This is a genomic window from Pseudomonas arcuscaelestis, assembly GCF_016881005.1.
GTDB classification, from domain to species: domain Bacteria; phylum Pseudomonadota; class Gammaproteobacteria; order Pseudomonadales; family Pseudomonadaceae; genus Aquipseudomonas; species Aquipseudomonas arcuscaelestis.
In genome coordinates, this window is sequence record NZ_JACOPV010000009.1 from 226,525 (window position 1) to 250,272 (window position 23,748).

Genomic DNA, 23,748 nt, shown 5'->3' on the forward strand with positions numbered 1-23,748 from the left:
GAGCTTGGGGGCCACTGACAGCTAGACCAGTGTGAAGGCGTAACCAACATCATCATCGGACATGCTAATTGAGGTAATGCCCTCTGCCAGGTCTTCAATCACCCCGGCGAGATGGCTGAGCACGCGCTCACGATTGCAGTTGCGTATAGCCTGTAGATTAACTACGAGTTTATGCGCGCTACCGGGTGCAGTGTCTACAGCAGGGAGGCCTGTTGGTGTATCAAAGAACGAGGGCCCTGGCACGCGATTACAATACCGGAAGGAAAATTCACGACCGTCATGGTCGCCCTGTCCCAGATCTTCACCTTTCTCCAGCTTGAGGAGCACTGATCGCAAGTCTGCAATAAGGCAGTCCGCCTCGAGCGGAGCGTCTGAGTTGATCGTGATTACAGCTTGCTTGAGAGGATAGGCGTGCTGTATCCAGTTTAGGCTTGGCCCGCCCTGCTCCTGCGCCTCTTGGACGGGCTCCTCCTTGGGGAGCGGTGGCTGTCCTGCGACTGGAGCATCGTTCTCTATTACCTGAAACATGGACGGCATATCCCGATCCGGAAGAGGGTTCTTCCGAGCAAACATGCGAAACAAGCGGTGAATCATGATTAAGTTCCTACCTGGTGAGTCCAATGGTCATTTGCAGATGAACATCTTTCCAGAGGAGTCGAACGCAATGGATCCTTTGGCGAAGTCGCCACACCCTTGCCCCGTGGTAACCGTCCCCGGGTTGTAGGCGACCTGCTTCACCCATCGACCGTTGGTGCAGTTGAGCGGAGTGCCGGCCGCGGTTTTACTGACCAGGCCGTTCGGAGAGCAGGTTGCTGATTCGGTGTTAGACCCGAGGATGGCCAGGTCACCTACAGAGGCGCGGCCACTTGAGGTCAGGGTTTGCGCGGAGATCGGGCCACTTGCAGTGACGGATACGGTGCTGAGGTTATTGACCTCGTTGATGTTGTTGTTGCCCATTAGCAGTGTAGTGCGCATCCGATTCAACTCGGCGTTGGCTTGCGCTGTGCGCGAGAGCTTGTCGTTGAGCCCTACCTCGCTACCTGGGGCAGAAACTGTACTTCGGATCAGGGAGGTAGTGGGTGATACGACCGTCGTTCCCGGCAGTAAATTGGCTACCACCCCTTCCCAGTCCTTGATGATGTTCTGGTCGACGCTGAACGTGTTCACGGTGCAGGAGGTTGTGACCGGCGATTTGTACTTGTTCAGTGCTGTAATTCCACCGATGAATGGGGGCGACGTGCTCTGAAGTACCGTCAACGCTGAGGCGCAAAGCGGGGTTCCTGGCCAGCTCCCCTTATCTGCACGGTAGGCACGGGCTGCATCGAGGATGGACTGAGTTTCCTGGGCTGTCAGAACTGCCCGTCTTTCGTTGATCTCCTCCATGAAATTGGGGACGGTCGCAGCAGTCATCATCGCCATGATGGCTATCGAAATGGCTAGCTCAAGTAATGAAAATCCGGACTGGCGATGTGAGCGCATCATTGGACAATGGTCTCCTACTGTAGAGGCTCGATCGCGGGATCATTGCACAACTCAGGCAAAGCACAACCCAAAACATACAGTCTAAATTCGCTCTGTCCATGCCCGCCATTTTTGAGTACATGATGGATAACATTTACATCCGTAATATGCCATTTCCGCTATAGATTGGCAGATATAGAGGCTCGGTAATTCATCGTCGCAGTACGGGGCGGACGCCATAAAGCTGTCATTTTTAACGGTTTTGAAGCATCGTTTTGGGTTCGTCCACCGGCATGCACTGTTACCCTATGGGCATTGGAAAATTCATTTGGAGTAGTAGATGGCCGTGCCAGCGTATTCAGCCATATCGATCCTGAGCTACAGCCCTATCGCCGGAGTTCGTCGTGCCAAGGGAGTGCCCATGATCCTCCTGCAGGATGCTGATGAGCGTAATGCGACGTTCCGCGCCACTGACGCCCAGCTGACTGGACTGACAAAGCAACCTGACCCAAAGCGGCGTTTGGAGTTCGGCTTCTGGGCGATGGACAATGCGCCGAGCCCCGACCTGAAAGACCGTGTTCCACTCGAGGTGATGATTGTTCACTACGTGAGAACCCTCCCCGCCTGGCCCATCCTAGGGCACTCGCCGGCGCTGAACATCATCACCCTGGACTGGCCTGTTGAGGGAGGCTACGAAATCCGCGCCTTCCTCATCGGTACCAGCACGCCAATGCCACCAGACCAGCTGCAGTTCTTCTATGAGCAGCAGAAAGAAAGGATGAACCCGGAGATCTCCTCCAAGATGCCTGATGCGAGGCCATAGCAAGAGGCTTTGTGCGCACTGCTGATCAATCGGTTGATCCGTCATAGGCCCCTCCAAAAATCCTAGCGTGTCAGCTGCACCATCAACCCAGGAGCGGCCTTCGCGTGTCAGCCCAATTCAGCTCGCGCCCCCTCCGAATCTGGGATATCAAGTCGACCTCAATTGTTCGCCGCGCCTAAAAATGCCGTTAGGTTGTCTTCATGGCCTAAGACCAAGCGATGGCTACATGGCCACATACTATCGGCTACGCCTCACGGTTTCGTCGGGATGGTCAGCTCTAAATACGGAGTGAGAATTGAACAAATTTTTGATGGTGGGGATGGCTGGCACGCTGGCGCTCCTGGTCGGATGCACGGGCATTCAAACAACCAAACCCGGCGTGGTGGGCGTTGATCGCACCCAGTACATGTTTTCTGGCTATTCAGAGGCTGATGTGGATAGATCCTACGCCCACACCTACAAGGTGGGCGTCAAAAAGGCAGAAGCGGCTGGGCTGCTTGTTACGGATACGCCGCTCGGCAAGCACGTTCAGTCACTGACGGTGAAGCTGGTGATGCAGACGCATGTGTTCCGCCCGAACGCCGAAAATTGGGGCTGGTTCGTTAATGTGATCGACGAGGATGTCGTAAACGCCAACTGTGGTCCTGGCGGAAAGATCGTGGTCTACACGGGCCTGGTCAAGCGCCTCAACTTGACGGACGACGAGTTGGCCATGGTGCTCGGCCATGAAATTGCTCATGCGCTGAGGCAGCATGGCCGTGAACAAGCTTCAGCAAACGCAGTCTTTGAGCTGGCTGGCGGGGTTGGCGCGAATGTCTTGAAAGCAGGATCGTTAGGCAAGAGTGCTATCACGAAGGTGCTGAGTGCAGGGGTGGGCCTGCCCTTCAGTCGACGTGATGAGGAAGAAGCTGACCTGATCGGCCTCGAGCTGGCTGCGCGCGCTGGTTTTGACCCTAGGGCTGCTATTACCCTCTGGCAGAAAATGGCAGCGCTTAACAAGGGGGCCTCGATCCCTGCTTTCTTGAGCACACACCCGACCGATGAAGAGCGCATGAAGGTGCTAGTTGCTGCGATACCTAAAGTCATGCCGCTGTATCAAGCAGCCCTACAGTAGTCAGTATCTGGACTTGGGACTGTTGTCTGTCAATTAGAATGCTCCAGGTTGTAGCTACAAAGCCCAGCATAGGCTGGGCTTTGTGCGTGTCAGCAGTTTAATTCCAGAGAGGGTCAGCGGCAGATCTCATAGTTAGGCGATCCGTCTACTGTGGCGCGATAAGCGCCACGGTAGTAGGTCACACCTTCGAAGGTGTACTGCGTTGGGTTGCCTGGGAACCAGGTGGTAATCAAGAAAGTGTTCCAGGTAAGCGCACCGTTTTTACCGTCCGCGGCCATTGCCCAGACGTAGTAGCCGCTACCACCTTCAGATCCATTGTAACTGATGCTGTATCTGCACTGTGTCCATGGATGCGTTGGTTCCGGCGGCTTTGGTTGCTCCTTCGTTCCTGTGGCTGTTTGCTGGGCGGTGACATTGACCACCTGGGATAACGGGACAGGACCCCCTACGTTTCGAATGACCCCTGTAATTGGGCTTTGCTGACGATCCTGACGGTAAGCCAGCTGGGCTTGGTTGCAGTTGGCACTCTGGGTAAACGTTGTACCAGCATTGACAGTACTGGCCGCCGGGGACCAAGCAGAGCAGTTGTAAGGCGCACCGTTGTTAGCCCAAGCCGTGTACAGAGAACTGATCGCGATCCAGTAGTCAGAGAACGGGATGAGTATTGACGCTACCCCTCCCTCTGAGCTTGTCGCGGTAACAGTCGCTGACCCGACTACGGGAACCGATTGAAGGTTTACCTCTGCGACCCCGTTCTCGTCGGTTTCGGAGGTCGGGACAGATAGGGTTCCGAGGTTGGTAGTCCAATTAACCTGGGTACCGGCCCCGATGCTGACACCATAGTAGTCGGTGACGGTTGCGGTAATTGTTGTACTCGACCCGTTAGCGGGAATGGAAGGCGGCGCCGCGGAGAGGGTAATGGTAATCGGCATCTCGCATGACTGCCAGCCTGCTCCGTGGGCACATACAACAGGTTGCCACCCGTTCGCACCGGAACCTGAAATTCTGATTCGCTCCCATGACGACTTTGCGTCAGCGATAGCGGGCCAGGCGATAAGCGCACATGCGAGGGCCGCAAGGGCGAGCGAGCCTACTTTCCGCTGAAGCTGTCGCGGATTATTGTTGCAGCATGCTTGATGCATCACGAAATCCATTGTACCTGGTCATAATGATTCGACACTGGCACTGGTCTCCAAAGAACGCAATTCAAAATGGGTAGGTAAAATTTCAGTGTGCGTTTTTCGTGGTGCTCGCTGACGCATAGGATCAGCTTAACAGGGATTCTGAGTCACCGTTTTGGATGGAGTCTTATCCCATTCATGTAGAGAATGTGCGGGACTGGGCAATCGCCTGGTCGCCTTGGAAAGTCCGGGGCGGTACATCTAGAGGTGATGGAGCGCAATGCTAACCATATTGAAAAACTTGAGTCAGCAAGAAGGTGATGAATCGACAATTAACGTCAAACGCACGACGGTAGTCACTGTCGGCGTCATCGTGCTGGTGGTATTCGCAGCGATGGTGCTGCTCGCCTTTTACGCATCTTTCAAGGCATTGAACGCAGCAAGCGCTGTCGACGACGCCTGGCAGACCCAGCGTGAACGCATCCTGAACATCGAAGCCAAGTCGGTTCAGGCCAGCACTGACGCCCAGGAGGTGAAACTGGGTCAAGCGGCGATTCAGCAAGGCTTGCTTGACGCCAACAAGCGTCTCACGTCCTTGAAGCAATCGGTCGAACAGGCAACGTCCTACCGCTCGACGATGGCTTCGATTGATGCCGAGAAAGCTGCTGAACAGGCGAAGGCAGATGCGATCAAAGCTGATGCCCAGAAGGCTGTAGAAGCATCTGAACAGAAAGGCGTCGAGAATTTCGATCGACTATTGCTGGCGCGCTTGCATAGCCACTGGGTCCGCCCGGATTCCGCGGCCGCAGGGGCCACTGTAGATGTCGTTGTTCAGTTTGCCGCTGATGGAACCATCACAAATGCCCTGCTGCCGACGTCGTCAGGTTCGCAAGCGCTAGATGATTCAATTGTTAAGGCTGCCGCTGATCTGGCGAAGATCCCTGAAATGTCGACGGTAAGTCGGCCGATCTACATGAAGTACCTTCAGCAGCGTACGGTCAAGTTCCAAATCTGACTGCAGTGCAATACCCCTGGCCCTTGAGCCAGGGGTTGCTGATTAGGCAAGTGGCTCTTTTGCTGGAGGGTCAGCGAGAAGGGTTGGCTGGTCGGCAATCGACTCCCCTTCTGGCAGTTCATAATGAATGACGTCGTACATGGCCTGGGCTTTTTTCGGGCCAATCCCCTTCACTTCGCACATTCCCGCTGTCGTCGCATTCATGACCTTGAATACTGAGCGGAAATGCTCAAGCAGCTTCCGTGCAGCTACAGGGCCACACCCACTCAAGCCCTCAATGGTAAACAAGGCCTGGCCGGCACCGGCGGGGACTTTTCCCTTGCGCATAGGCGGTATGTAACCAAGACCTTCAGTCTCGTGCTTCGCCATCCTATAGATGATTGAGGCAGCACGCTTAGGCGCCTTGTACCAGATTACGGTCTGCCCGAGCACAACTGCCAGATAGCTAAGCGCGCCATCGAGGGCGTCGGGGTGGATCTGTGACCGCGTCGAGAAGATGTCACCTTCGATCAGCCAGATGACTCGCCGGAAGTTCATCCCCATCTTATTGGCTTGATTGATGAACCGAGAGTCGAGCACTGAAGCGACGAAGTCCACGGCGGTCTTACGCTCGATCACCAGGTCAGCGCTGAGTACATAATCGCCTGTTTCGAGGTTGCCGGTTTCTATCTCTGCGCCGAGCTCGCGCAGCACATCTGGGATGCGCGATGGTAACTCCCGCGCATCGACAAAAATCTTGACCATTTCCGTTCCTGGTCCTGTGGGTGTCCATTCAATATAACGACAGTTCGTCACCCTGCCACTTCGAACCCTTCATTCAAACCACAGGCACCCGGTTGAATTTGAGTGCCCTGTTTTGACTTTGAGTTCCGGTAGAAGTCGGTACCCTGTACCTACCAATTACGAGGTATGAGTGGTGTCCGAAAAGCATCTGGCGCTTCTGGCGTCGACAGTTTCATTGGTTCTAGCAACTATGTCCGCAACGGCCCTGATCATGGTCAATTCTGTGCGTTCTGATTTGCATGCACAGCGTGATGCGTACCTTGAAACCAGCCAAAAACAGACGCAGATGCTGGAAGCCCAAAGCCAGCAAATCGGCCAGCTGCAGTCGGTTGTAGCCCAATTGAAAAGCAACCAACTCGCTATGCTTCCCCTTCTTGATCCCGAGCGGCTCCTGTCTGGCCCCGATGCGGGTGCGGAAACTGTAGAGGGTGATGCTCCTGCGGCTGCACCTGCACCTGCACCTGCACCTGCAGCGCCCCCCGTGCTCACACCTCCTGAGCAGGCAAATGTGGTGCCCACCCCTCCTCCGGCCTCGGCTGTTAGTTCAACCAAGCCAACTGCGCAGCGTGTAGCCAGACCTCCCCAGGTGATTCCGGCAACCATCGCTAAGCCTTCGGTCTCTACCCGGCCGGCGGCCCCAACTCCACCAGGCGTTAAAGTGTTCCCGGCCGCAGACTCTCGCCTGGTTGCTCCACCACCTGCTTTAGAAACCGGTGCGCCTCAAGCGAGTACCGCTCATCAAGACGAAACCATCCTGGCTGCACTACAAACCCCCACCATGGGTATGAAGACTCACCCGGTACTTGAACAGGTCAAAGCCCCTGCAATCGTCAAGACGCCTAGTCCAACCAAGCGACTTGAAAACGTGGACGGAATCCTGGTGGAAAGGATCATCGCCAACTGGAAGCGCCCGGCAAGCGCTCGTAACGGAATGTCGGTTGTGATCGACATTAAGATGGCCCGGGATGGCGGTGTGCGCTCTGCGACGGTTGTGACATCAAGCGGCGACAAGGCCTTCGACAAATCGGCTACTACAGCTATCAAGGCAGTGAAGAAGGTGCCAGAAATGACCCAGGTCAGCGACAGTACGTACAAGCAGCTCTACAAGGAGCGGCGCGTACGCTTCAGTCCGGAAGACCTTTCGGGTTGAGTCCTGCTGTGGATGAATAGCCGGCCCTGGGCCGGTTTTTTTTCGCCTGTGGTTAGCTGCCGCTCGATCACCAAACCGTTATCCTTGTGGTATTGGAGGAGTTAATCATGTCTGTGACCTTTTACGAATGCCTGATGGCGTGTGCCAGCGATGCCGAGCTGGTAGCCGAGTACAACCGGCTACGCGGTACCAGTGTGGGTGTGGACCTGCGTACTCCCCTTGAACGGCTTATCGACTCAACAAGCGGCTACGAGCAGATTGTTCAAGAGATCAAAGAAGATGAGTTGGCAGGCTTCGTTCACTTCGCGCATGACATTTGGAGGCGGATCCCCACCGAGGCTAACCCATGAGAGCCACGCCTGGAACGGAGATCGATGCGCCTCGCCAGCGTCTCACCGTTGAGGAGTTGCGTGAAGCAGCTGTATCGAGCAACACGGCGGATGCTTACAAGTCAGCTATTCGCCATTACCAGATCACGTGTGGACGCTTGCTGCCGGCACAACCTGATGAGATCTGTCAGTACCTGGCTGATCATGCGCACTTACTTTCAGTTCGTACTCTTGAGGTGCGCCTGGCGGCTCTCTCCAAGTGGCATCAGGTACAGGGGCTCCCTGACCCAACCCGAACTGTGGATGTGAAGCACGTGATGAAGGGGGTCAGGAAGAAATTCATGTCCCCTCCGAAGAAGGCAAAACCGTTCAAGATCGAGGTGATCAGAAAGATTGTTGCCCACCTCGACGCTGAGGCGCTGCAGGCCCTATGTGAGATCCAACACGGGGAATCCCGCGAGACTGTTCAATACCGCAAGGCGCGTCGCCGCCAATTGAAGGCATTGCGAGATAAGGCGCTCCTATTGGTGGGTTTTTGGCGTGCGTTCCGTAGTGACGAGTTATCCAGGCTGGTGGTCCAGAACATCACCGCGGTTCGCGGGCAGGACATTGAGCTCTACCTGACGCACTCGAAGACAGATCGAGCCGCCAAGGGTAAGGCCTACCATATGGTTGCGTTGAGAGAGCTTTGCCCAGTATCTGCGTACCTGGACTGGATCGAGGAGTCTGGAATTTGTGAAGGGCCAGTCTTCCGCAAAATCCATCACTGGGGGGCTGTAGCAGAGGATGGAATAGCCTCTAAGAGCATTGGCCCCGTCCTTCGGGATATGTGTGAAAGCGCCGGGATCGACTCGGAGAGCATATCGACCCACTCCATGAGACATGGTTTTGCAAACTGGGCCGCCAAGGAAAATTGGAGCCTGCCGTCGATAATGTCATTTGTAGGGTGGGCGTCGCATCGGAATGCCGCAGGGTACATCCGCGATAACCATGATTTCGGGTCGCTTAGCCTCAACAGCCCGGCCGATCGCATCGAAGGCAGTCATTCATCGACTGTTGGCCAAACCTATTTGGCAATTCCGGAGCGATAGCGGGACTTCATCTTGCCGCCGCCTCGGCCTGAGCGTTCAACTCAAGCATATCCATCACCTTCAACGCATCGATCACCTCGTTGATCCGGCCATACTCAGGGACTGTGCCGTCGCCGTTCATCAACGTTAGCGATGGCAGCCCTGATGCACCGAACTGCTGCATCAGGTTCTTTGATCCCGGCTCTGGACTCTGAATACTGATCAACCTGTACCCTGCTAGGTTCGGGTTTATGGACGGATTCAGTGCACCTAACTGCATGGCGGCGGTGCATGGGCCGCATGCGGGCTTGCCCCACAAGATCAAGGTCCGCTGGTTCGAAGCAATAGCTGCATCGATGAGGCCCTGGCCCGCTGCAAGCGACGTGGCGGTCTTCCAGTGGGCCCCTACGATGTCCTCCCCTATCTGAGGCGGCCGTAAAGGAGCTGTGGGCGTATTGTGGCCAGCCATGCCCCCACCGACAGAGCTAACCCCGTAAACCATCAGGAACGTGCCCAGGATCTGTCTCAGCTTCATCGGCAAGCGACTTTCTTGTCGCGTGAAGAGCAGGCCTCCGGAAACTATTGCGAAGCCTCCAATGACGATTAAACCGGAGGGTGACCAGCTGTATGCCGGCAAAGTAATAACGGCTCCGATCCATGCGACTGTAAACACGGACGCCGCTAGTACACCCTGCCCGTCCACACAGTTCTTGGCTGCGCGGATTTTGGGTGAGTTGAGCATTTTGAGTTCCTTGGTTTGCAGCCGTACCCGGTACCGCTGACATCAGATCAGTCAGCATGATTGCGGCAGGAGATTGAAAGGGAAATTGAGTCCCAATCCTAGGGTTCGGTTTCCCGGCGTGCAAACCAAAACGTTTCAGGGAAAATCAGGTCCCGGTACCTTGGCCCGGGAACAAGGTCGCCGCATTGCTAACTTGATGAGCCTATGCGCGAGCATTGCCCACTTCAGATAGGCATCAAGTTTTACTGCATATTTTGTCCCTGGTTTCCGTTTGCAACCGCCAGCGTTGTGTAGCTGCAGCTGAGCGTCGCTCAAGGAAATCCTGAGTTCCAGGTTTGCGCGGATCCGTTTGATTCGGTCGTGTGCTTCGCGTGGGTTCAGGTCGGCAAGCCCGAAGAGCGGCAGATCGAAGTACTGCATGCTCTTTAGATTAACCCCATTCCACATAAGGGAGGCTGTCCAGGGGTTGCGTGTTGGCGCGCCACTGATTTTCGAGCAGCAACTACATCGAACCTGCCACCGTGTCTTTGATCTCCCAGCCTGGCTTTGATCAAGAACTCCTTCGCCCGAACAGGAATCGCATTGTGACAGCTCAACCTCAAGGGGGTCGTGGGTGCCGTATGCAAGCGTTGGCGTTTCGTTGTAGTGCTGGTCCGACCAGAGATGCGAACGCAGTTTCTCAATCTGTCCTGTGAGCTCCAGCTGGTGCTGATCAAGGGACATTCCATTCATAAAAGCTTTCCTTGCTACCGGCTCCCGCCGGTTCTGCTACAGCTCCTCGCAGAGCAACGGGTGGGTAGAAAATCGCTTCCAGACACTGTCGTAGCCGTCGTTGTGTGTAGCATCGACCGATACAATCTCAAGGCATTGCCCTTCTAGCTGGGCGCTGTATGCCTGCGCGACGGACGCAGGGACAACGCGGTCTCGCATGCCGACAATGTGGCGCTGGGGAATGGTTCGCAGCCGATCCTTGTACAGAAGCGGTGTGATAGGGGTTTTGAGCGGGGTCAGATTGTGCAGCTTGGTCCAGAATATCGGGTCGACATTCCCGGCAATCGTTTGCACTAGGTCAACATCCTCACGCATGCCGGCTAAGACAAGTGCGACCTCTCCCCCTCCTGAGTGGCCTATTAACTCGAACGATTGGACACCGAACCGGCTCTTCAGGGCGGTCAGCGCTGAACTCATCGAGTCAATCTCGGCCTTGCCGAATCGGGAGTGTGTCCAGACGTCGGTATTACACGCGTTGGACTGAACAAACTGGCATGGCCTGGCCAGGTAGGCGGAGGGGTTCACATCATCTGCAGCGAAGCGCAGCATGATGGATGTACGAGGGGTAGGATCGGTACTGGGTTGAGAGGAGGTCGCCCAGGCGTAGCCGTCACTTTCGATGTACACACGCATGTGCTTGTAGCTGCCCGCTGCTGGGACCATGCCCTGAATCAGGAAGCCATCCGTCGTAAGTACAGCTGCTTGTAGCTTGCTGCTGGAGTAGCTTGCAAGGTCGACCCGCGATGCGCACCCGGACAGGACCGAGAGTCCTGCTGCTAACCCAGCTGCGATCAATGATTTGAACATTCGATATCCTTTGCATATGCAGCTCTCGATAGCCACCACAGGGTAGCTATCGGCAATTGCATCCTTGAAAGAAAGACGGCCAGCAATGCTGGCCGCTTTCCTAACCTGCTGCTACGACTCAGAAGTCCCAGCGGCCCGACACAGTGAAGGTATCGGCATTGAAGTCGGTTTTCTTGAGGTAGCTGTAGGACGCGCCCACGGTTACCGCACCGATCGAGTATTCAGCACCCAGGCCAAGCTCGAAGCTGTCGCGGGCGGAGGATGCGCCCGAGCTTACGAACGGAGTGCCACCCAGGGTGTAGGTGCTGGTGGTGTTCGACTTGTCGCCGATGAAGTCGTGGTAAACCATTGCAGTAGCGGTTGGTTTCAGGGTGCCGTTCATGAAGTTGAAGTCTTTCTCAACACGGACACCGCCACCGATCTCACCAACCTCAACGCGCTGGCCACCGACGCTCAAAGCTGCACTGGAACCTTTCTCGGTGTAGCCATCGATCTTCAGGTTGCTGTAGCGCAGCGCGGCGCGAGGCTCAACCAGGAAGCCGTTGTCGAAGTTAAAGCCATAGCCACCCAGAACGTTCACGCCGAATAGGTCCGAGTCATAGTCGCCTTTGGCAACGGTGGTCGCGATGTCGCGCTTACTGGAGTTTTCGTTCTTGCCGACGGTGACGCTGGCGTCTACGAAAGCTGGGCCTTGAGTCCAGCTGCCGTATGCGGTCAGAGCGTGTGCATCGACGTCGGTTTCGTTCGACTGGCCGTTCACTTTCGAGTTGATGTAGCTGTAAGCAACACCCAGAGTCAGGTCAGGGTTCACCTTGCCGTCAGCACCAACCACGATACCGCTGCTGTAGGCGTTGAAGCCGGACACGCCGTCGCGAGTACCTTGGTCAGCGTTCGAGTACAGGGTTTTGACCCAGACACCGGTTTCTTGCAGGACGTCACCCGAGGACAGGCCGCGTACTTCAGCGTTACGGCCGTTCAAGGCGCTGGACACGAGGGTTTGACCACCCAGGGCTGCCTGAGTAGAACCGCCGTTTACGTTCGGCGAAAGTTGTTCGGCCAGGCGGGCCAGTTCAGCATCGTCGGCGTTGGCAAAGGCTTTGAACACAGCGTCATTTGCATCAAGCTGGCCCAGTACGCTGTCGGCAAACGGTCGGATGGCGTTCGAGGCGTTGCGAGAAGCGCCCATTTTGGCGAGATCATCAGCTACCGAGGAACCAGACTTACCAGCCACGATGGCGGTTACAGAGTCGCCGTTTACTTTGAAGTCGATGATGTTCAGCAGTGCGGAGTTGCTTACGACAGTAAGACCATCGTCAGTCAGGGTGCCCGCTTTCACCAGCGTGTAGGTGGTGCCTGCGCGGTTGCCAGTGAAGTCACCAGGATTAGCAGTAACGCCGATCTTGCTGCCGCTTGCGAAGGAGGCATCACCAGCAACGTTCAGGATTGGATTGGTTGGATTGGTCTGATCGCTCACGAGCAGCTGCAGAGTGCTGCCAGAAGCAACGTTCAGATCACCGGTGAAGCTGGTGTCGGTCGAGGCCAGGTAAAGAGTGCCCGATTTAACATCTACCAGGAACGCTTCGATTTCTTTGCCGTTGAAGGTGCCGGAGCCTTCGACCTGTACCAGCTTCATGCCTTCCATGTCGCCGGTGATCGTGCCGCCGGTCCAGTTCAGCTGGGTCTGGAAGTTACCGTTGATGGACTTCTCTTTACCCAGGATCAGGCCGTCCTTCTGGTTGATCACGTACAGGTTGTTGGCGTTGTCAGATCCACCTACGCTCGTGTCGTAGTCAATACTCTCGACGCTGATCGCAGTACCGGTCGACATGATGCTGCCGGTGTTGACGATGCCATTGGTGGCGGTCTTCACTTCCGGGCCCACAGCGTCAACAAGGCGGACGCCTACGGCATCGTCGCCCGAGGCTTGAATAGTGCCGGTGTTGACGACCGCGTTGTAGTTCATGTCATTGATTACAACGCCCGAGGTACCGTTGCCGCTGGCGGCGATAATGCCTTGGTTGACGACGTCGCGGCCGAAGTTGATGTTCTCGAGGTTGACGCCCGAGGAGTCATTACCGGAAACGAAGATTGCGCCTTTGTTGATGACGTCCTTGCCGATAGTGCCCAGGTCTTGGGTGCCCTTGGAGGTAAAGGCATAAATGCCTTTAGCGCCAGTGCCGTCGACGGACAAGGTGCCGGCGTTGACCAGGTCGCCGCCCAGCTGAGTATTGCCCAGCTCGATGCCACGCGGGGTGTCGGCGTCGATGTTGTTGGTTTCGCCAACCACAGAGATATTGCCGTTGTTGGTCAGGTTGCCGCCGATCTTGGCGCCGTCAGTGATGATGCCTACGGGCGCAATGCCGCTGAGCTTCATGTTGCCGTTGTTGGTGACGTTGCCGCCTACGGTAGTAGGAGTGTTGTCAGCGTCGTCGGACGAATCCAGATCCAGTCCGTCGATGAATTCGCCTTGACCACTAACGTTTGCGTTGTTGGTCAGGTCACCGGCGATGTTCACACCTTCAAAGCCAGTGCCGTCCTGACCAGTATCTCGTTCTGCGTTACCCGATAGGGTTACGTTGTTGAAGTCTGCACGAGAATAGGCCACTTCAGTGGGGCCGCTCACGTCCTTGTTCAGGTCGCCGGATACTGCGAATGCGCTGGCGGATGCAGCAGTGATGGCTACGGCCAGGATGGTCTTGCTCAGGGTGTGTCGGGTCACGTCTCGAATCCTTGCATTAATGGGTTTTCCGGCTTCCGTGGGTTTTCCAAATTGCCCCGGATGTCGGCTGCGAGAAAGAGCATAACGACCGAAATCCATTCGACCAGTCAAAAGGGAGTCATTAAATGCAAAATCTGCAGAATGGCTTTTGAAGCTCTGTGACCTCTAAAAGCCGGGTGCTTAGGTAGCACAAATGCCGTTCGTCTGACAAAGGGAACTTTTTCAGAATCGCTCTAGCCCTTGTATTCCCTAGCTTCGGGAATGAATTTTATATTTCAAATCCTCAGTCTGGATCCGAAATTTTCTGTGAAGGCTTTCACAGACGAAGGTGGCAATGTACTATCGCACACCGAAGCCAACAAATTGGCTCATAAAGTTTGACGTGCTGGGAATTATCCCGCCGCCAGACACACGTGTAGAGGGGGAGACTTGGTCTCTCTGCCTGTAGTTGATGGCACCGAAGGCTGGGAATTGCCCCCGCTATTCGCTAGGGAAAGGTCGCACCCGAAATTTGGGTCGGCCCCCATCCCAAGACTTGCCTGCTGCAAGGCCCGAGTCCAGTCACGGACAGCCCCCTCGCAAACAAACGTAGGGGGTGAGTAGTGATGATGCTGGATCTTGATCCGAAAATAGCTGAGCAAGCGAAGGCGGCGGACAACGCTGCTTTGAGTGCATTCCACACGAAGGTCATAGAGCTCTCTGATAAGTTCTCTATTAAGGAAGCAGCCCGTCTCCTTCGCGTCAGCACCGGATATCTGAGAACATACTCAGGTCAGCGCGGCATCACTTACGCTGATCGCGACAACCGCACCCCCGAACAAAAGCGCCAACTCAAAAAGCTCTGGGATCATTACCTGATTCACTACGAGCTTCGTCAAGTCGAGGCCCCAGCCGCCCCTGTACAACCTGGGGAACTGGAGATCAATCCAGGCCTCGAGCTCAAGAGCCGCCAAGCGTGGGTCAAGGGACAAAATGGCTTCCTAGCCCGCTGCATCGAGCTCGCTGAGCTTTTCACCGTTGCCGAAGCGGCCGATATTCTTGGCGTCACCCACCGATTCCTCAAAACCTATGCCTACAACGAACAACTGACCTTCGTTGGTGGCCCTTCCTTGGACGTCCAGAACGAGTTCTACGAGCGAGCTGAACAGCTCGCGGGTGTGAATACCCCTATCCAGGAAGCAGCTAAAGAGCTGAATGTTACGACCCGATACCTCACAGGCTACGCGAAGCATTGGAGTCTCTCTTTCGCCTTGACCGAAGTGGCGGCCTCGCTGGACGAAGAAGACGATGCTGAAGGCGACCACTCTTTCATCGCCGACATGTGCTTCGACGAAGTTATTGAAGATGTGGCAGCTACTGCCACCAGCCCCAGCCCCAGCACCAGCACCAGCACAGTTGAAGCACCGGCGCCGGCCGCAGTCGCGGCAAATCCTGAACATGTTGAAGACAAGCCTGAGCTCGACCTGCAGTCCGCGGATCTTCCGGGGGTTCAAGTTCCAACCATTCAATCCCATGTTCCATTTCTGGCTCGTGCTCCAATGCGATCTCGACCACCAGTACGGTCTCGGTCCCCGGTCACCCTGGTTCGCATCGAGAACAAAAATCAAATGTTCCCGCCGTCCGCGTTTCCGCCCCAAGCGGTACCCCGCTATGGCACTCAGTACGCGCTTTTCTAATGGCCTATAAGCCTTGGAATCTTGGAGCTCGCCGTTAGGTTGAGCTCCTCCCTTCCCTATCTAAGGACCTGTCATGGAAGTAGCGGTAGATACAGTTGCACAATGCGACTCTGAGGTTTGCGTGGCCGTGCATGATGCCTGGGGCGGCGATGATCGAGATAGCCGCCCTCATGGCGGTGACAGTAGAAGACCTGGGTTCCAATTCATCGTGCCTGCAGCCTATCGCCAGAGCATGATGAGCCAGGTTGCTTGGACCAGTTGGTATGGCTCCGCGAAGGCAATCAGCGACGTAACAGAGACCCTTATGCGGCTGCGGAGCCCAAAGCTTCAGCCAGTCAGGGCAATGGCCACGTTGAATGTTCCTAAAGGCAGGAGTGTGCCCTCGAACATCATTTTGCTGAGTTTCCTCGGTATTGCTGAGCACCGCGCCATTGTTGCTGAGGTGATGGGCGAGGCCTTCGATCGGGTAGATCTGCCATCCAAGCTGGATTTCAACCTGGGTCAGATCCTGGGTAATGAATATCGCGACAAACTGCGGAGTCAGGCGCAAACAGCGCCGGCAGTGGAGCTTGTCCAAAGCATACAGAACAGTTTCCCCATTCTGGGTAGCCTCTTCCAGGCCGGAGCGTTCTTTCGACAGTTCGCGCTGCCGTTACTTTACCTTGGCGCTCTCAGTGAACGGCTGTCTGACGTTTCGGCAAAGCCCTCGCAGGCTGAGCGGGTTCGGATCGAGATGGCGATTACTGTCTTGTTCATGGATGTCCCGCCTTACATTTCCGGTCTGATCTTCGGTACCTGCGAGCACATTCTCAAGCTGTTCCCAGATCACGTGATGAAGGAGGCGGAGATGGTGGCCACCCGTGGCCCTCTCGATCCCTCTATTCCGCTTTCGGCTCAGATGTCTGAAGACGGCTTTGCCACCATCGTGCAGGCCATCACGGCTTATCACGCAGATCTTCCGCCCCAGGCCAAGCACACGATGCCGCGGCTGCTGGACATGGCCGAGGCTAACGCTCTGTCCCTCCGTCCTGGCCCGAATGTGCTCTCAATCGTCTACGACCAGTTCTGTGACGACTATGCAGTGCCATTGTGGAAGTCGTTGATCGAAACGCTGATCAAGCACGCCGAGTCGATGGAGTTGCCATTCGACCATAAGGCGTTCTCTCGAGATCTAATCGGTCGAAGCATCGAGCAGCCACGTGGCAATACAAACGAAGCGATCAAACTGCTGCGCGGTTTGATCGCACTGAGCAATGTGCACCTAGACACCGAGGCATTTGTCCAGCGTGCAGACAAGCAACTGGCCAAAGCCCGCGAGTTGGAGGCCCAAATAACCGGGCTAGGTGCCAATCTCACCGCCAGCGCTATGCAAAAGATCGCTTCTCTTGCACAGGCCGGCAGCGCCGAGATCATGGCGAACCGCGACTGGTTCAAGACAGAGCTCGACAGTTTCATGCCTCTGATTCGCGGCTGGCAGCGTTTCTATGAAGAATGGGATCGACTGTTGCGGAAAGGTCCAGCTGGCTCCAATAAACAGCCTGCGGCCCTTTCCGTCGTGGAGAAGCGCCCGGTCGCCGTCGCTGCGGTGGTAGGTCCGGCAATCGATGAGCTACAGGCTCGGGTTTCGGAACTGCAGGACGCGTTGAAGGTGAAGGATGCAGAGGCCAGCGATATGCGTTCTGAACTGTTCTCGCTGCGAACCTTCAAGGAAAACCTGGCCTTACCTGTGCACCGTCCAGACCCGCTTGCCGTTAGCTTGGACCTGATGCGTCGCATCGCTGTCCGTGATTCGATCACCCCTACTGATGTGTTGTTGTTCATCGAGGTGATTGCAGATGGTCGCGTTGTCGTATTGGACTCGGCGTGGAAGTCGGCGAAGGAGTCGGTGGCGTTTCAACAGACGGGCCGCATGCTGGATGTCATCAACACGATGGTGTTCCCTTACTACGAATCGTTGATGGCAGGTAACCCAGATGCAACTGCCAAGATGATCTTGGGGAATGCCTACTCGGCTAACGAGTCTGAGACTGTGAGTTCGCACCGACGGCTGCGCGGGCTTCGGGAGTTCGAATACCAGGGCAAGACCCATTTCTTCGAGCGTCACCTGAAGGCCGGTAACGGTCACGGCCTGGAAGGTATGCGTATCCACTTCGATATCATCGACACAAAGGTAGTGATCGCTTACGCAGGACCACACCTCGAGTGTTCGACCAGCAACTGACGTATGAAGTGAATGCCTGCCGTCGCCTTAAGAATCAGAGGGTGGCGACGGCTTGGTCTTTGGGACAGTGCTTCGTGATCTAGGGGCCTTCTTCATTACCACTTCAACAGGCGTTTGAGGTTTCCCAGGAGCCTTCGGCGATTTCAAGATCATTGGCTCATTCACCTGCCGCGTTTTGCGCTCCTTCGGTTGCGTCGCTTTAGCTGCCTTCTGCTTCGCTTTGCGAGCTTTTTTCCGGGTGATGTAATTTCCTCTCCCTTTGTACTCAAGGAAAAGTGGCAGGATTTCTTCGGCGCGAACGAGAGACACGTATGACTTCGGGATCAATTTCGGAATCTTCTCCTGGCGTGTTGCGCCAAGAAGAATGCATTTCCGATCGTGGTCCACGATCTTTCCCTGTAGAGCCCTACCCGAATCAAGGTAGACCGTGATTAGGATCTGGTTCCGCTGGCAATGGTCGAGGAAACGGTCCTGCTCGTTGGTCGAACGGTCATACTGCGGTATGGGCCGGTCAGGTTGTTCATTCGTCATGCGGCCGTCCTGGTCGCTGTGTTCGTGGGACATGGCTCAAGTACATGTTGTTGAACGCTAATGCACACATTCTACGGGCGAAAGTGATGGCATAACAGTGCGCATCCAGCTTTTGACGCGGCTATCTGTCTGAAATTCCAACAATTATGGAAAAAATTTCACCGGTTAGTACAAGCTCAGAGTGGCCGCGAGGACCCTTGGAAAAAGGTGGGGGTGTTTCGGACTGGCATAGCGTTGTCCCTTTGGGCTGTTATTTGTCGGTCAATATACCCATATCGTGTAGGAAATTCCGTACAAAAGTGCGCCATACAGGAAACGACAGTTCAGGGATCACGATTTTCTTGTTCAGCTTTCACCTGCTCAATGGGTTTGAGTTTGGCAGCCGCGGCCGTTCTGTCAATTAACGGCAAAAGTTCTCTCAGAACCCTTTCTTCCAGGCACCCTTCCCCGCATTTTCGCCAAAGGAATGACGTGAGCTTTTCTGGCCATCCTTCGACAAGGTACAGGGCCAGGTTCGAGATCACACCAAGCCGGCGCTCGGTAACGGTAGGCGACAAGTCACGCTTGCTTATTGCAGCATGCACCAATGGCCACAAGTGTTTGAATGATGCCCGGTAGGCCTCCGGCGCATCATCAAAGGGTGTGGCGAATGGGTTCTTGATGGCTGAGGGAGCAACATCTGCAGATGAAGCGAGCGCTCGACGGCGGTCAAGGTATGGCTGAAATTCAATGATCATTGTCGTCTTATTCTCACAAGGAGTGGCCTAGGACAGCGCGCCGGTCTGGGATGATTCTCCACCTGGATCAGTTTGCTGCAAGCCAAACCCTAGAGTCGATTTTCAACTAAGGGTTTTGGCTTGCTGTCAAATGCAGCCAAGTTATCCTCAACGGGCTCATCAAACCAGCTGTGGCAGAGCTACGGCTTATACGATTCGGGGCTTTCAGCCCGGCTTAAAGGAATGCCAATGTTCACGTCAGTAATCGGAGCGCTGGTTCAGCCAGTTGTTCTCGCATCGTCGATCAGTGCGAGTGTTGAGGCTGCAACGGCCCTGCTCGCAAGCCAGCAAGTACCCGTGCCCGTAACAGCTGTTAAGCCTGCGCCCCAGGCAGAGACCACGGAAGTTGCCAAACCTGGGCTCCAACTCAGCGAATACATGACCCCGGCTGGCATGGATGCACTTTGCGATGCACTCGTGAAGGCGTTTGTTAGAGATGGATCCTCCGCGGAAGTCATTGGCGCCCTTCGCCAGTGCGTTAAAGCTCCTGTTTCCGCTGCAGCACCTGGTGCGGACAATGTGACGCCGGCATCGATCCTGTAATTTTGTACCCTATAGAGCGCGGCCAATGGGCTGCGCTTTCTACTCTGGCAAGGTAATCGGAATGAATCTGTTGGGAGTTCCCCTCCACTGGCCTACTAGCAGAGAGCGTAGAGCAACGCTCCTGCTGATCGGAGTTCTCTTTACCGTCTATATTGGGGTGGCCTGGTTGTTCGAGATGCCGTTCAGCACAATAACAGGTCCGTTATTTGGCACTGTTGGTGGGGTTGTATCGGGCAGCATGGGCGCATCGATAGCCAGATATGGCCTCAGGGCCTTTGCCATCAACCTTCTATTCTGTGGTGGGTTCGTAGGCGCGGCTTATGGAATTATTGTCGCCACCGATCTGATTCTTCCCGGGCTGCTTTAACCATGAAGGCATGCACCCTGGCTGGCCAAAGCCAGGGGCGACCGAAAAGCTCCCTTCACAATGCTCCAACGTTCCCGCCCGGGACTCCGCGCGTTAGGTCTTCTGGCAGTTCCTTGAAGCGGCGACTGTCGCCCGCCTGACCTTGCCCTGCAATCAAATTAACGAACGATCGTCGGCCGACTCAAGTGCTGCGTGTGGCCTGCTTGATTGAGCCCGGCGTATTGACTCTCGATACCCCAAGTACCCCTTCAAGATTTCGGCGGTGTCCGGCTTCTTCGCCCCCTGAATGAGCGACTGCAACTCTTCGTCAGATAGGTCCTGAACCGCACTGCCAGCATGATCCCCGATAAGGATGGAGCCGGTGATTTCCCCGGCCTGGAGATTGATGCGAAGCTCAACCTCGCTGGTGGCCAGCACGGAAGTTTGGGGAATCGTTCCGTGTTTCCTCAGCAGGCCGACCTCGCGCTCAAAGCGCCGACGTTTGATACGAGAAAGGCCACGCGTGCCTTCGTGCGCTGTGGAATCAGAGATGACACCGCTCACCACCTCGATAATGACCAGGCCTAGTAGAGTCGGCACCGGTGCCGCGAACACGCCAATCACGATTCCTAGCCCAGCAACCCCTCGCACCAATGATGTGGTTTTGCTAACCGCTCCTGGGATCCGGTCCTTGGCGTCAAGGAGAGCGTCGCGAGTGGCCGTGTAATTCTCATCTACGGAAGCAACAGCAGCCCGCCCAGCCTGCACAGCAGCCCGCCCGGATTGGCTAACGACGCACACGGCATCACCCACAGAGCCCATGGTCACTGTAGCAGTGGCTCGAGCGCTGTTGCACAGTGCATCCACACCGTCGCTGGCCAGGCTGCCGGCGGCGTCCGTAGCCGATTTCACTTTGTCGAACAGCTGTTTCATCAGTTGATCTCTGGTCGGATTGTTCAGGACTTTATCGAGGCGACATTGAAGCAGGATTTCAGTCGCCGCCGCCCCCACCTCCACCATCGCCCCCGCCACAGCTATCACTCCCACTATCAGCGAAGCTGAAGTAACCACCAGAGTCGCTACCGCTAGAGGTGGCAGCGTACTCCTTACGGTGGCGATCAACTTCCGCTGAAACGGTTGAAGCTGTGATGTTCCCGGCCATGTACCGGCTGATCAAACTGTCCAGATTCAAGCTCTCCTGGTAGTAGTATTCAGCTCGGGTGTAGCTGTCCGTTCGAAGAACGCGCTCAAGAGTCTTTGCTTTGTTGTATCGAGCCTCAGCTTGCTCGCGCGCCTTCTCAAGCGCTGGGAGGGTCTTGTGGTGCTCAGCCAGCTCACGCTGAAGGACGGTAACTCTGGCCGTCTCTTGGTCACCTGCGGCGGCAGTGCTCTGCTTTACAAGGGCCTGGATCTCATCAAACGAGCGTGTGGGCAGACTGTTCAGAATGAGTTCTTCAGCACGCTTGGTGTGGTCATCCGTTCGGTGAGCGAATTTACCTAGCGAGCTGTGAAACCAGTTCGCTTCCTTCTTGTGCACAGCTATTTTTTCGCTTACTGATCGAAGACGACTTGTTAGCTCTCCGAGCCCCGCAGAGGCATAGGAACGTTGTGCAGCCTGTTCGACCATTTCCAATGCAACCCTGGCCTCACTACTGAGTGTCGCGATCCGGTCCTCGTTGCCAGTTTGCATAGCCAACAACATGCGGTAGTTTTTGGCATTCGCATGGAAATCAATTTCCCCCGCGAGCCAGCCGTCAAGAGCCTTTACAAGAAGGCGCCCCTTGTACCTCTCTGTGCCGTATCCAGCTTTAAGCAGGTAGGAGAAAACGGGCTGTCTATTGAACACTGCAAGCTTGTGGTTACACTCATTGGCAATTTCGTCTTTATGTTCCTGGTACGCGGCCAGAGAGCGTCGAGCCGACTCGTGTTGCTGTAAGAGGACGAGATAGTTGCGGTCTACAGCGAGAGCCTGGCTCACAGCCGACTTAACAGACTCGATGCGCTGGGATAGCTCAATGCCCATCGCATTGAGGCTGCCGATTGAGATCTCGACACCTTGCAAATCACGACGCAGCTTTGCTTCTGCAGCGCGGCGCTCGTCCAACTCCCGTACGACACCTTGCGTGTCTACCGTTGGACTGTTTGACCGTGCGCTTGAAACCTCGCGCAATCCTTCAAGGATCGAGTGCTCGAGCTTAAGCGTGTGCTCGTGGGCGACGGAAAGAGATTGTTCAGCCTGGCGCAGCTCAAGCTCCTGCTTCCGGCTGTTTTCCTCCAGGGTGGAGGTGATTGACGACGGATTCATGTGGCTTACCAGTTGTAGATCATGGAAGGATGGCTTGACTGCGTGCGCGGACTCCAGTCGATGGTAAGTGAGTTCCTCGGCTTATCGCCGATGTGGCCGTCATCGACTTGACCGTCCGCTTTGTCCTTCGTCAAACGCTGAAACTCTTCACCACTGATACGCACCCCGAACTGGCTGGCCAGCTTACGGCCCTGTGTGAAAGCGTCGTTTACAGGGACCCGGACTACGTTCCCACCTGCATCCGTGGCTTGAACGATCGCGTAAGTGCTTGTGCCTACCTCACCATTTCCAACTTGGCCTCTGCCGGCGTGATAGGTGCGTTGGATTCCTGAATTACCTGTGCTTACGATGTCGATCGAGAGTTCCTGCTCAGCGTAAGGAACCATGCCGGCAAGCATGTCGACAGTTTCTTTGGCCTTATCAAGATCCATATCCTTGATTGCATTGCGGGTGCTGTTGACCATCGATGCGATGATCATCTGATCGTTTCGGCTCAGTCCCATGCGCTTGTATGCGGCATCCAGCGCAGTGATCTTGTTGCCGAGAACATCCATATCCAGCAAATTGTTCAGAAAGGAGCGCAGCTGATCGATCTTGATCAAGGCCTCTTTCCCGCCATCTGCTTCCGCATTTAGAAGTGCCTGCTCTGCTTCAGAGGCCTTGGCGGCCAGGGATGGATAACGTGAAACCCCATCCTTGTACGATTGCGAAGCGATCAGTTGACGGAATGACTGGGTAGCTTCAAAGATGCCACTGGCTGCCACCAACGCCTCGCGATTTCGCCACAGCAGGTTTTTCGCATAACGGAAATTGGCGTTGTATCCATTGATAGTTGCTTCTGTCTCCACATAGTTAGACTGGTCTATCTGATCTGGGAGCCTGAAGGTCAGAAGCTTCGCAACCTCTTCAAGTCGCTGCTGCACATCAGCCAGTAAAGGACCAACTGCTGGTACATCGCCTGGAGTGTGGGTTGATGTGAGTGAACTGACCATTTCCCGCTGGCGCGCGGCCTCGGTCCGAAGTCCAGTTACACCAAGCGCAGCTTCATCGGCTAGCGATTCAACTGACGCTACTTGTAGATGGAGGTACCCAGCTTTGAGCCCCGTCCAAACTGTACCCGCCACGACGCAAACGAAGACGCCCAGACCTATGCGGCGAAGAACGACCTTTCGATTCGACACCAGCTTGAAAACGAGCCGGCCGGTCAATCCCAGTTTAGGGGCTTCATAGGCCAGGCGTTTCGAGAAGTGCTCACGAACCCCTCGCTCGATGAGCTCATCGGTGGCCTCAATCCCCTGCCCTGTGTAAAAAAGGCGTAGGCGTAGCGACAACTCATCACGGCGTTGATGTAGGTCCAGGTGATCATTGACCAGTAGCTGCCGATGGCGAAGATCATCAATGATCGCCATGGCCCCCATTTGGTCTGTAAGTGTTATCTCTCGCAT

Annotated in this window: 22 protein-coding genes and 1 pseudogene; 10 read left to right on the forward strand and 13 right to left on the reverse strand. The window is 55.6% G+C overall.

Annotated elements, in window-relative coordinates:
* Window positions 1-21: 21 nt before the first annotated feature.
* Together H8F21_RS16085 and H8F21_RS16090 are read right to left on the reverse strand one after the other, a co-directional pair.
* Window positions 22-594: a hypothetical protein gene (locus H8F21_RS16085; RefSeq protein WP_203584993.1), complete on the reverse strand. Its 573-nt coding sequence runs from the start codon at window positions 592-594 to the stop codon at window positions 22-24.
* 30 nt (window positions 595-624) lie between these two features.
* Window positions 625-1,482, reverse strand: a complete 858-nt coding sequence (locus tag H8F21_RS16090) for a type II secretion system protein (RefSeq protein ID WP_236043065.1) — start codon at window positions 1,480-1,482, stop codon at window positions 625-627.
* Between the two features lie 400 nt (window positions 1,483-1,882).
* Between H8F21_RS16090 and H8F21_RS16095 the strand changes: the two genes are divergently transcribed.
* Both H8F21_RS16095 and H8F21_RS16100 read left to right on the forward strand, forming a co-directional pair.
* Window positions 1,883-2,284, forward strand: coding sequence for a hypothetical protein (locus tag H8F21_RS16095; RefSeq protein ID WP_203584994.1), 402 nt, complete (start codon window positions 1,883-1,885; stop codon window positions 2,282-2,284).
* 310 nt (window positions 2,285-2,594) lie between these two features.
* A complete protein-coding gene (locus tag H8F21_RS16100) occupies window positions 2,595-3,398 on the forward strand; it encodes a M48 family metallopeptidase (RefSeq protein WP_203585041.1) in 804 nt (267 codons plus the stop codon).
* 674 nt (window positions 3,399-4,072) lie between these two features.
* Here H8F21_RS16100 and H8F21_RS30040 read toward each other — a convergent pair.
* A pseudogene (locus tag H8F21_RS30040) lies at window positions 4,073-4,552 on the reverse strand (Ig-like domain-containing protein); the annotation flags it as partial.
* Between the two features lie 247 nt (window positions 4,553-4,799).
* On the opposite strand from H8F21_RS30040, the gene H8F21_RS16110 reads away from it, so the two are divergent.
* Window positions 4,800-5,534, forward strand: coding sequence for a TonB C-terminal domain-containing protein (locus H8F21_RS16110; RefSeq protein ID WP_203584996.1), 735 nt, complete (start codon window positions 4,800-4,802; stop codon window positions 5,532-5,534).
* A 42-nt stretch (window positions 5,535-5,576) separates the two neighbouring features.
* Here H8F21_RS16110 and H8F21_RS16115 read toward each other — a convergent pair whose 3' ends face one another.
* Window positions 5,577-6,278 carry an ERCC4 domain-containing protein gene (locus H8F21_RS16115; protein WP_203584997.1) on the reverse strand — a complete coding sequence of 234 codons (702 nt, stop codon included), beginning with the start codon at window positions 6,276-6,278 and terminating at the stop codon, window positions 5,577-5,579.
* 172 nt (window positions 6,279-6,450) lie between these two features.
* Here H8F21_RS16115 and H8F21_RS29835 point away from each other — a divergent pair, with 172 nt between their 5' ends.
* The 3 genes from H8F21_RS29835 to H8F21_RS16130 all read left to right on the forward strand — a co-directional run bounded on the left by H8F21_RS29835 (window position 6,451) and on the right by H8F21_RS16130 (window position 8,887).
* Window positions 6,451-7,467, forward strand: coding sequence for a TonB family protein (locus tag H8F21_RS29835; protein ID WP_203584998.1), 1,017 nt, complete (start codon window positions 6,451-6,453; stop codon window positions 7,465-7,467).
* Between the two features lie 107 nt (window positions 7,468-7,574).
* Window positions 7,575-7,817 carry a hypothetical protein gene (locus H8F21_RS16125; RefSeq protein WP_203584999.1) on the forward strand — a complete coding sequence of 81 codons (243 nt, stop codon included), beginning with the start codon at window positions 7,575-7,577 and terminating at the stop codon, window positions 7,815-7,817.
* Entirely contained in the window at window positions 7,814-8,887 is a 1,074-nt protein-coding gene (locus H8F21_RS16130; protein WP_203585000.1) for a site-specific integrase, read from the forward strand. Before H8F21_RS16125 ends, H8F21_RS16130 begins: the two co-directional genes overlap by 4 nt.
* Window positions 8,888-8,894: 7 nt before the next feature.
* Here H8F21_RS16130 and H8F21_RS16135 read toward each other — a convergent pair whose 3' ends face one another.
* From H8F21_RS16135 to H8F21_RS16150, 4 genes are all read right to left on the reverse strand, one after another.
* A complete protein-coding gene (locus H8F21_RS16135; RefSeq protein WP_203585001.1) occupies window positions 8,895-9,608 on the reverse strand; it encodes a hypothetical protein in 714 nt (237 codons plus the stop codon).
* 135 nt (window positions 9,609-9,743) lie between these two features.
* A complete protein-coding gene (locus H8F21_RS16140; protein ID WP_203585002.1) occupies window positions 9,744-10,340 on the reverse strand; it encodes a hypothetical protein in 597 nt (198 codons plus the stop codon).
* 36 nt (window positions 10,341-10,376) lie between these two features.
* Window positions 10,377-11,186: an alpha/beta hydrolase family protein gene (locus H8F21_RS16145; RefSeq protein ID WP_203585003.1), complete on the reverse strand. Its 810-nt coding sequence runs from the start codon at window positions 11,184-11,186 to the stop codon at window positions 10,377-10,379.
* 118 nt (window positions 11,187-11,304) lie between these two features.
* Complete coding sequence (locus H8F21_RS16150) at window positions 11,305-13,905, reverse strand: autotransporter family protein (RefSeq protein ID WP_203585004.1); 2,601 nt, start codon at window positions 13,903-13,905, stop codon at window positions 11,305-11,307.
* A 605-nt stretch (window positions 13,906-14,510) separates the two neighbouring features.
* On the opposite strand from H8F21_RS16150, the gene H8F21_RS16155 reads away from it, so the two are divergent.
* Both H8F21_RS16155 and H8F21_RS16160 read left to right on the forward strand, forming a co-directional pair.
* Window positions 14,511-15,581 carry a hypothetical protein gene (locus H8F21_RS16155; protein ID WP_203585005.1) on the forward strand — a complete coding sequence of 357 codons (1,071 nt, stop codon included), beginning with the start codon at window positions 14,511-14,513 and terminating at the stop codon, window positions 15,579-15,581.
* A 376-nt stretch (window positions 15,582-15,957) separates the two neighbouring features.
* Window positions 15,958-17,802 carry a hypothetical protein gene (locus H8F21_RS16160; protein ID WP_203585006.1) on the forward strand — a complete coding sequence of 615 codons (1,845 nt, stop codon included), beginning with the start codon at window positions 15,958-15,960 and terminating at the stop codon, window positions 17,800-17,802.
* 27 nt (window positions 17,803-17,829) lie between these two features.
* Here H8F21_RS16160 and H8F21_RS16165 read toward each other — a convergent pair whose 3' ends face one another.
* Window positions 17,830-18,333 (reverse strand): RNA chaperone Hfq, encoded by a 504-nt coding sequence (locus H8F21_RS16165; protein ID WP_203585007.1) that lies wholly within the window; start codon window positions 18,331-18,333, stop codon window positions 17,830-17,832.
* Window positions 18,334-18,656: 323 nt separating this feature from the next.
* Window positions 18,657-19,070, reverse strand: a complete 414-nt coding sequence (locus H8F21_RS16170; RefSeq protein ID WP_203585008.1) for a hypothetical protein — start codon at window positions 19,068-19,070, stop codon at window positions 18,657-18,659.
* A 228-nt stretch (window positions 19,071-19,298) separates the two neighbouring features.
* On the opposite strand from H8F21_RS16170, the gene H8F21_RS16175 reads away from it, so the two are divergent.
* Complete coding sequence (locus H8F21_RS16175; RefSeq protein ID WP_203585009.1) at window positions 19,299-19,652, forward strand: hypothetical protein; 354 nt, start codon at window positions 19,299-19,301, stop codon at window positions 19,650-19,652.
* Between the two features lie 61 nt (window positions 19,653-19,713).
* Window positions 19,714-20,019 (forward strand): hypothetical protein, encoded by a 306-nt coding sequence (locus H8F21_RS16180; RefSeq protein ID WP_203585010.1) that lies wholly within the window; start codon window positions 19,714-19,716, stop codon window positions 20,017-20,019.
* A 153-nt stretch (window positions 20,020-20,172) separates the two neighbouring features.
* On the opposite strand, the gene H8F21_RS16185 is transcribed toward H8F21_RS16180, so the two are convergent.
* From H8F21_RS16185 to H8F21_RS16195, 3 genes are read right to left on the reverse strand one after another with little or no spacing between them, the layout of a single operon-like run.
* The gene (locus H8F21_RS16185; protein ID WP_203585011.1) at window positions 20,173-20,931 is read right to left on the reverse strand and encodes a hypothetical protein; all 759 of its coding nucleotides are present in this window, start codon (window positions 20,929-20,931) and stop codon (window positions 20,173-20,175) included.
* 58 nt (window positions 20,932-20,989) lie between these two features.
* On the reverse strand, window positions 20,990-22,303 hold the full coding sequence (locus H8F21_RS16190) for a hypothetical protein (RefSeq protein WP_203585012.1): 1,314 nt from the start codon (window positions 22,301-22,303) through the stop codon (window positions 20,990-20,992).
* Between the two features lie 5 nt (window positions 22,304-22,308).
* The gene (locus H8F21_RS16195) at window positions 22,309-23,748 is read right to left on the reverse strand and encodes a DUF6384 family protein (RefSeq protein ID WP_268963073.1); all 1,440 of its coding nucleotides are present in this window, start codon (window positions 23,746-23,748) and stop codon (window positions 22,309-22,311) included.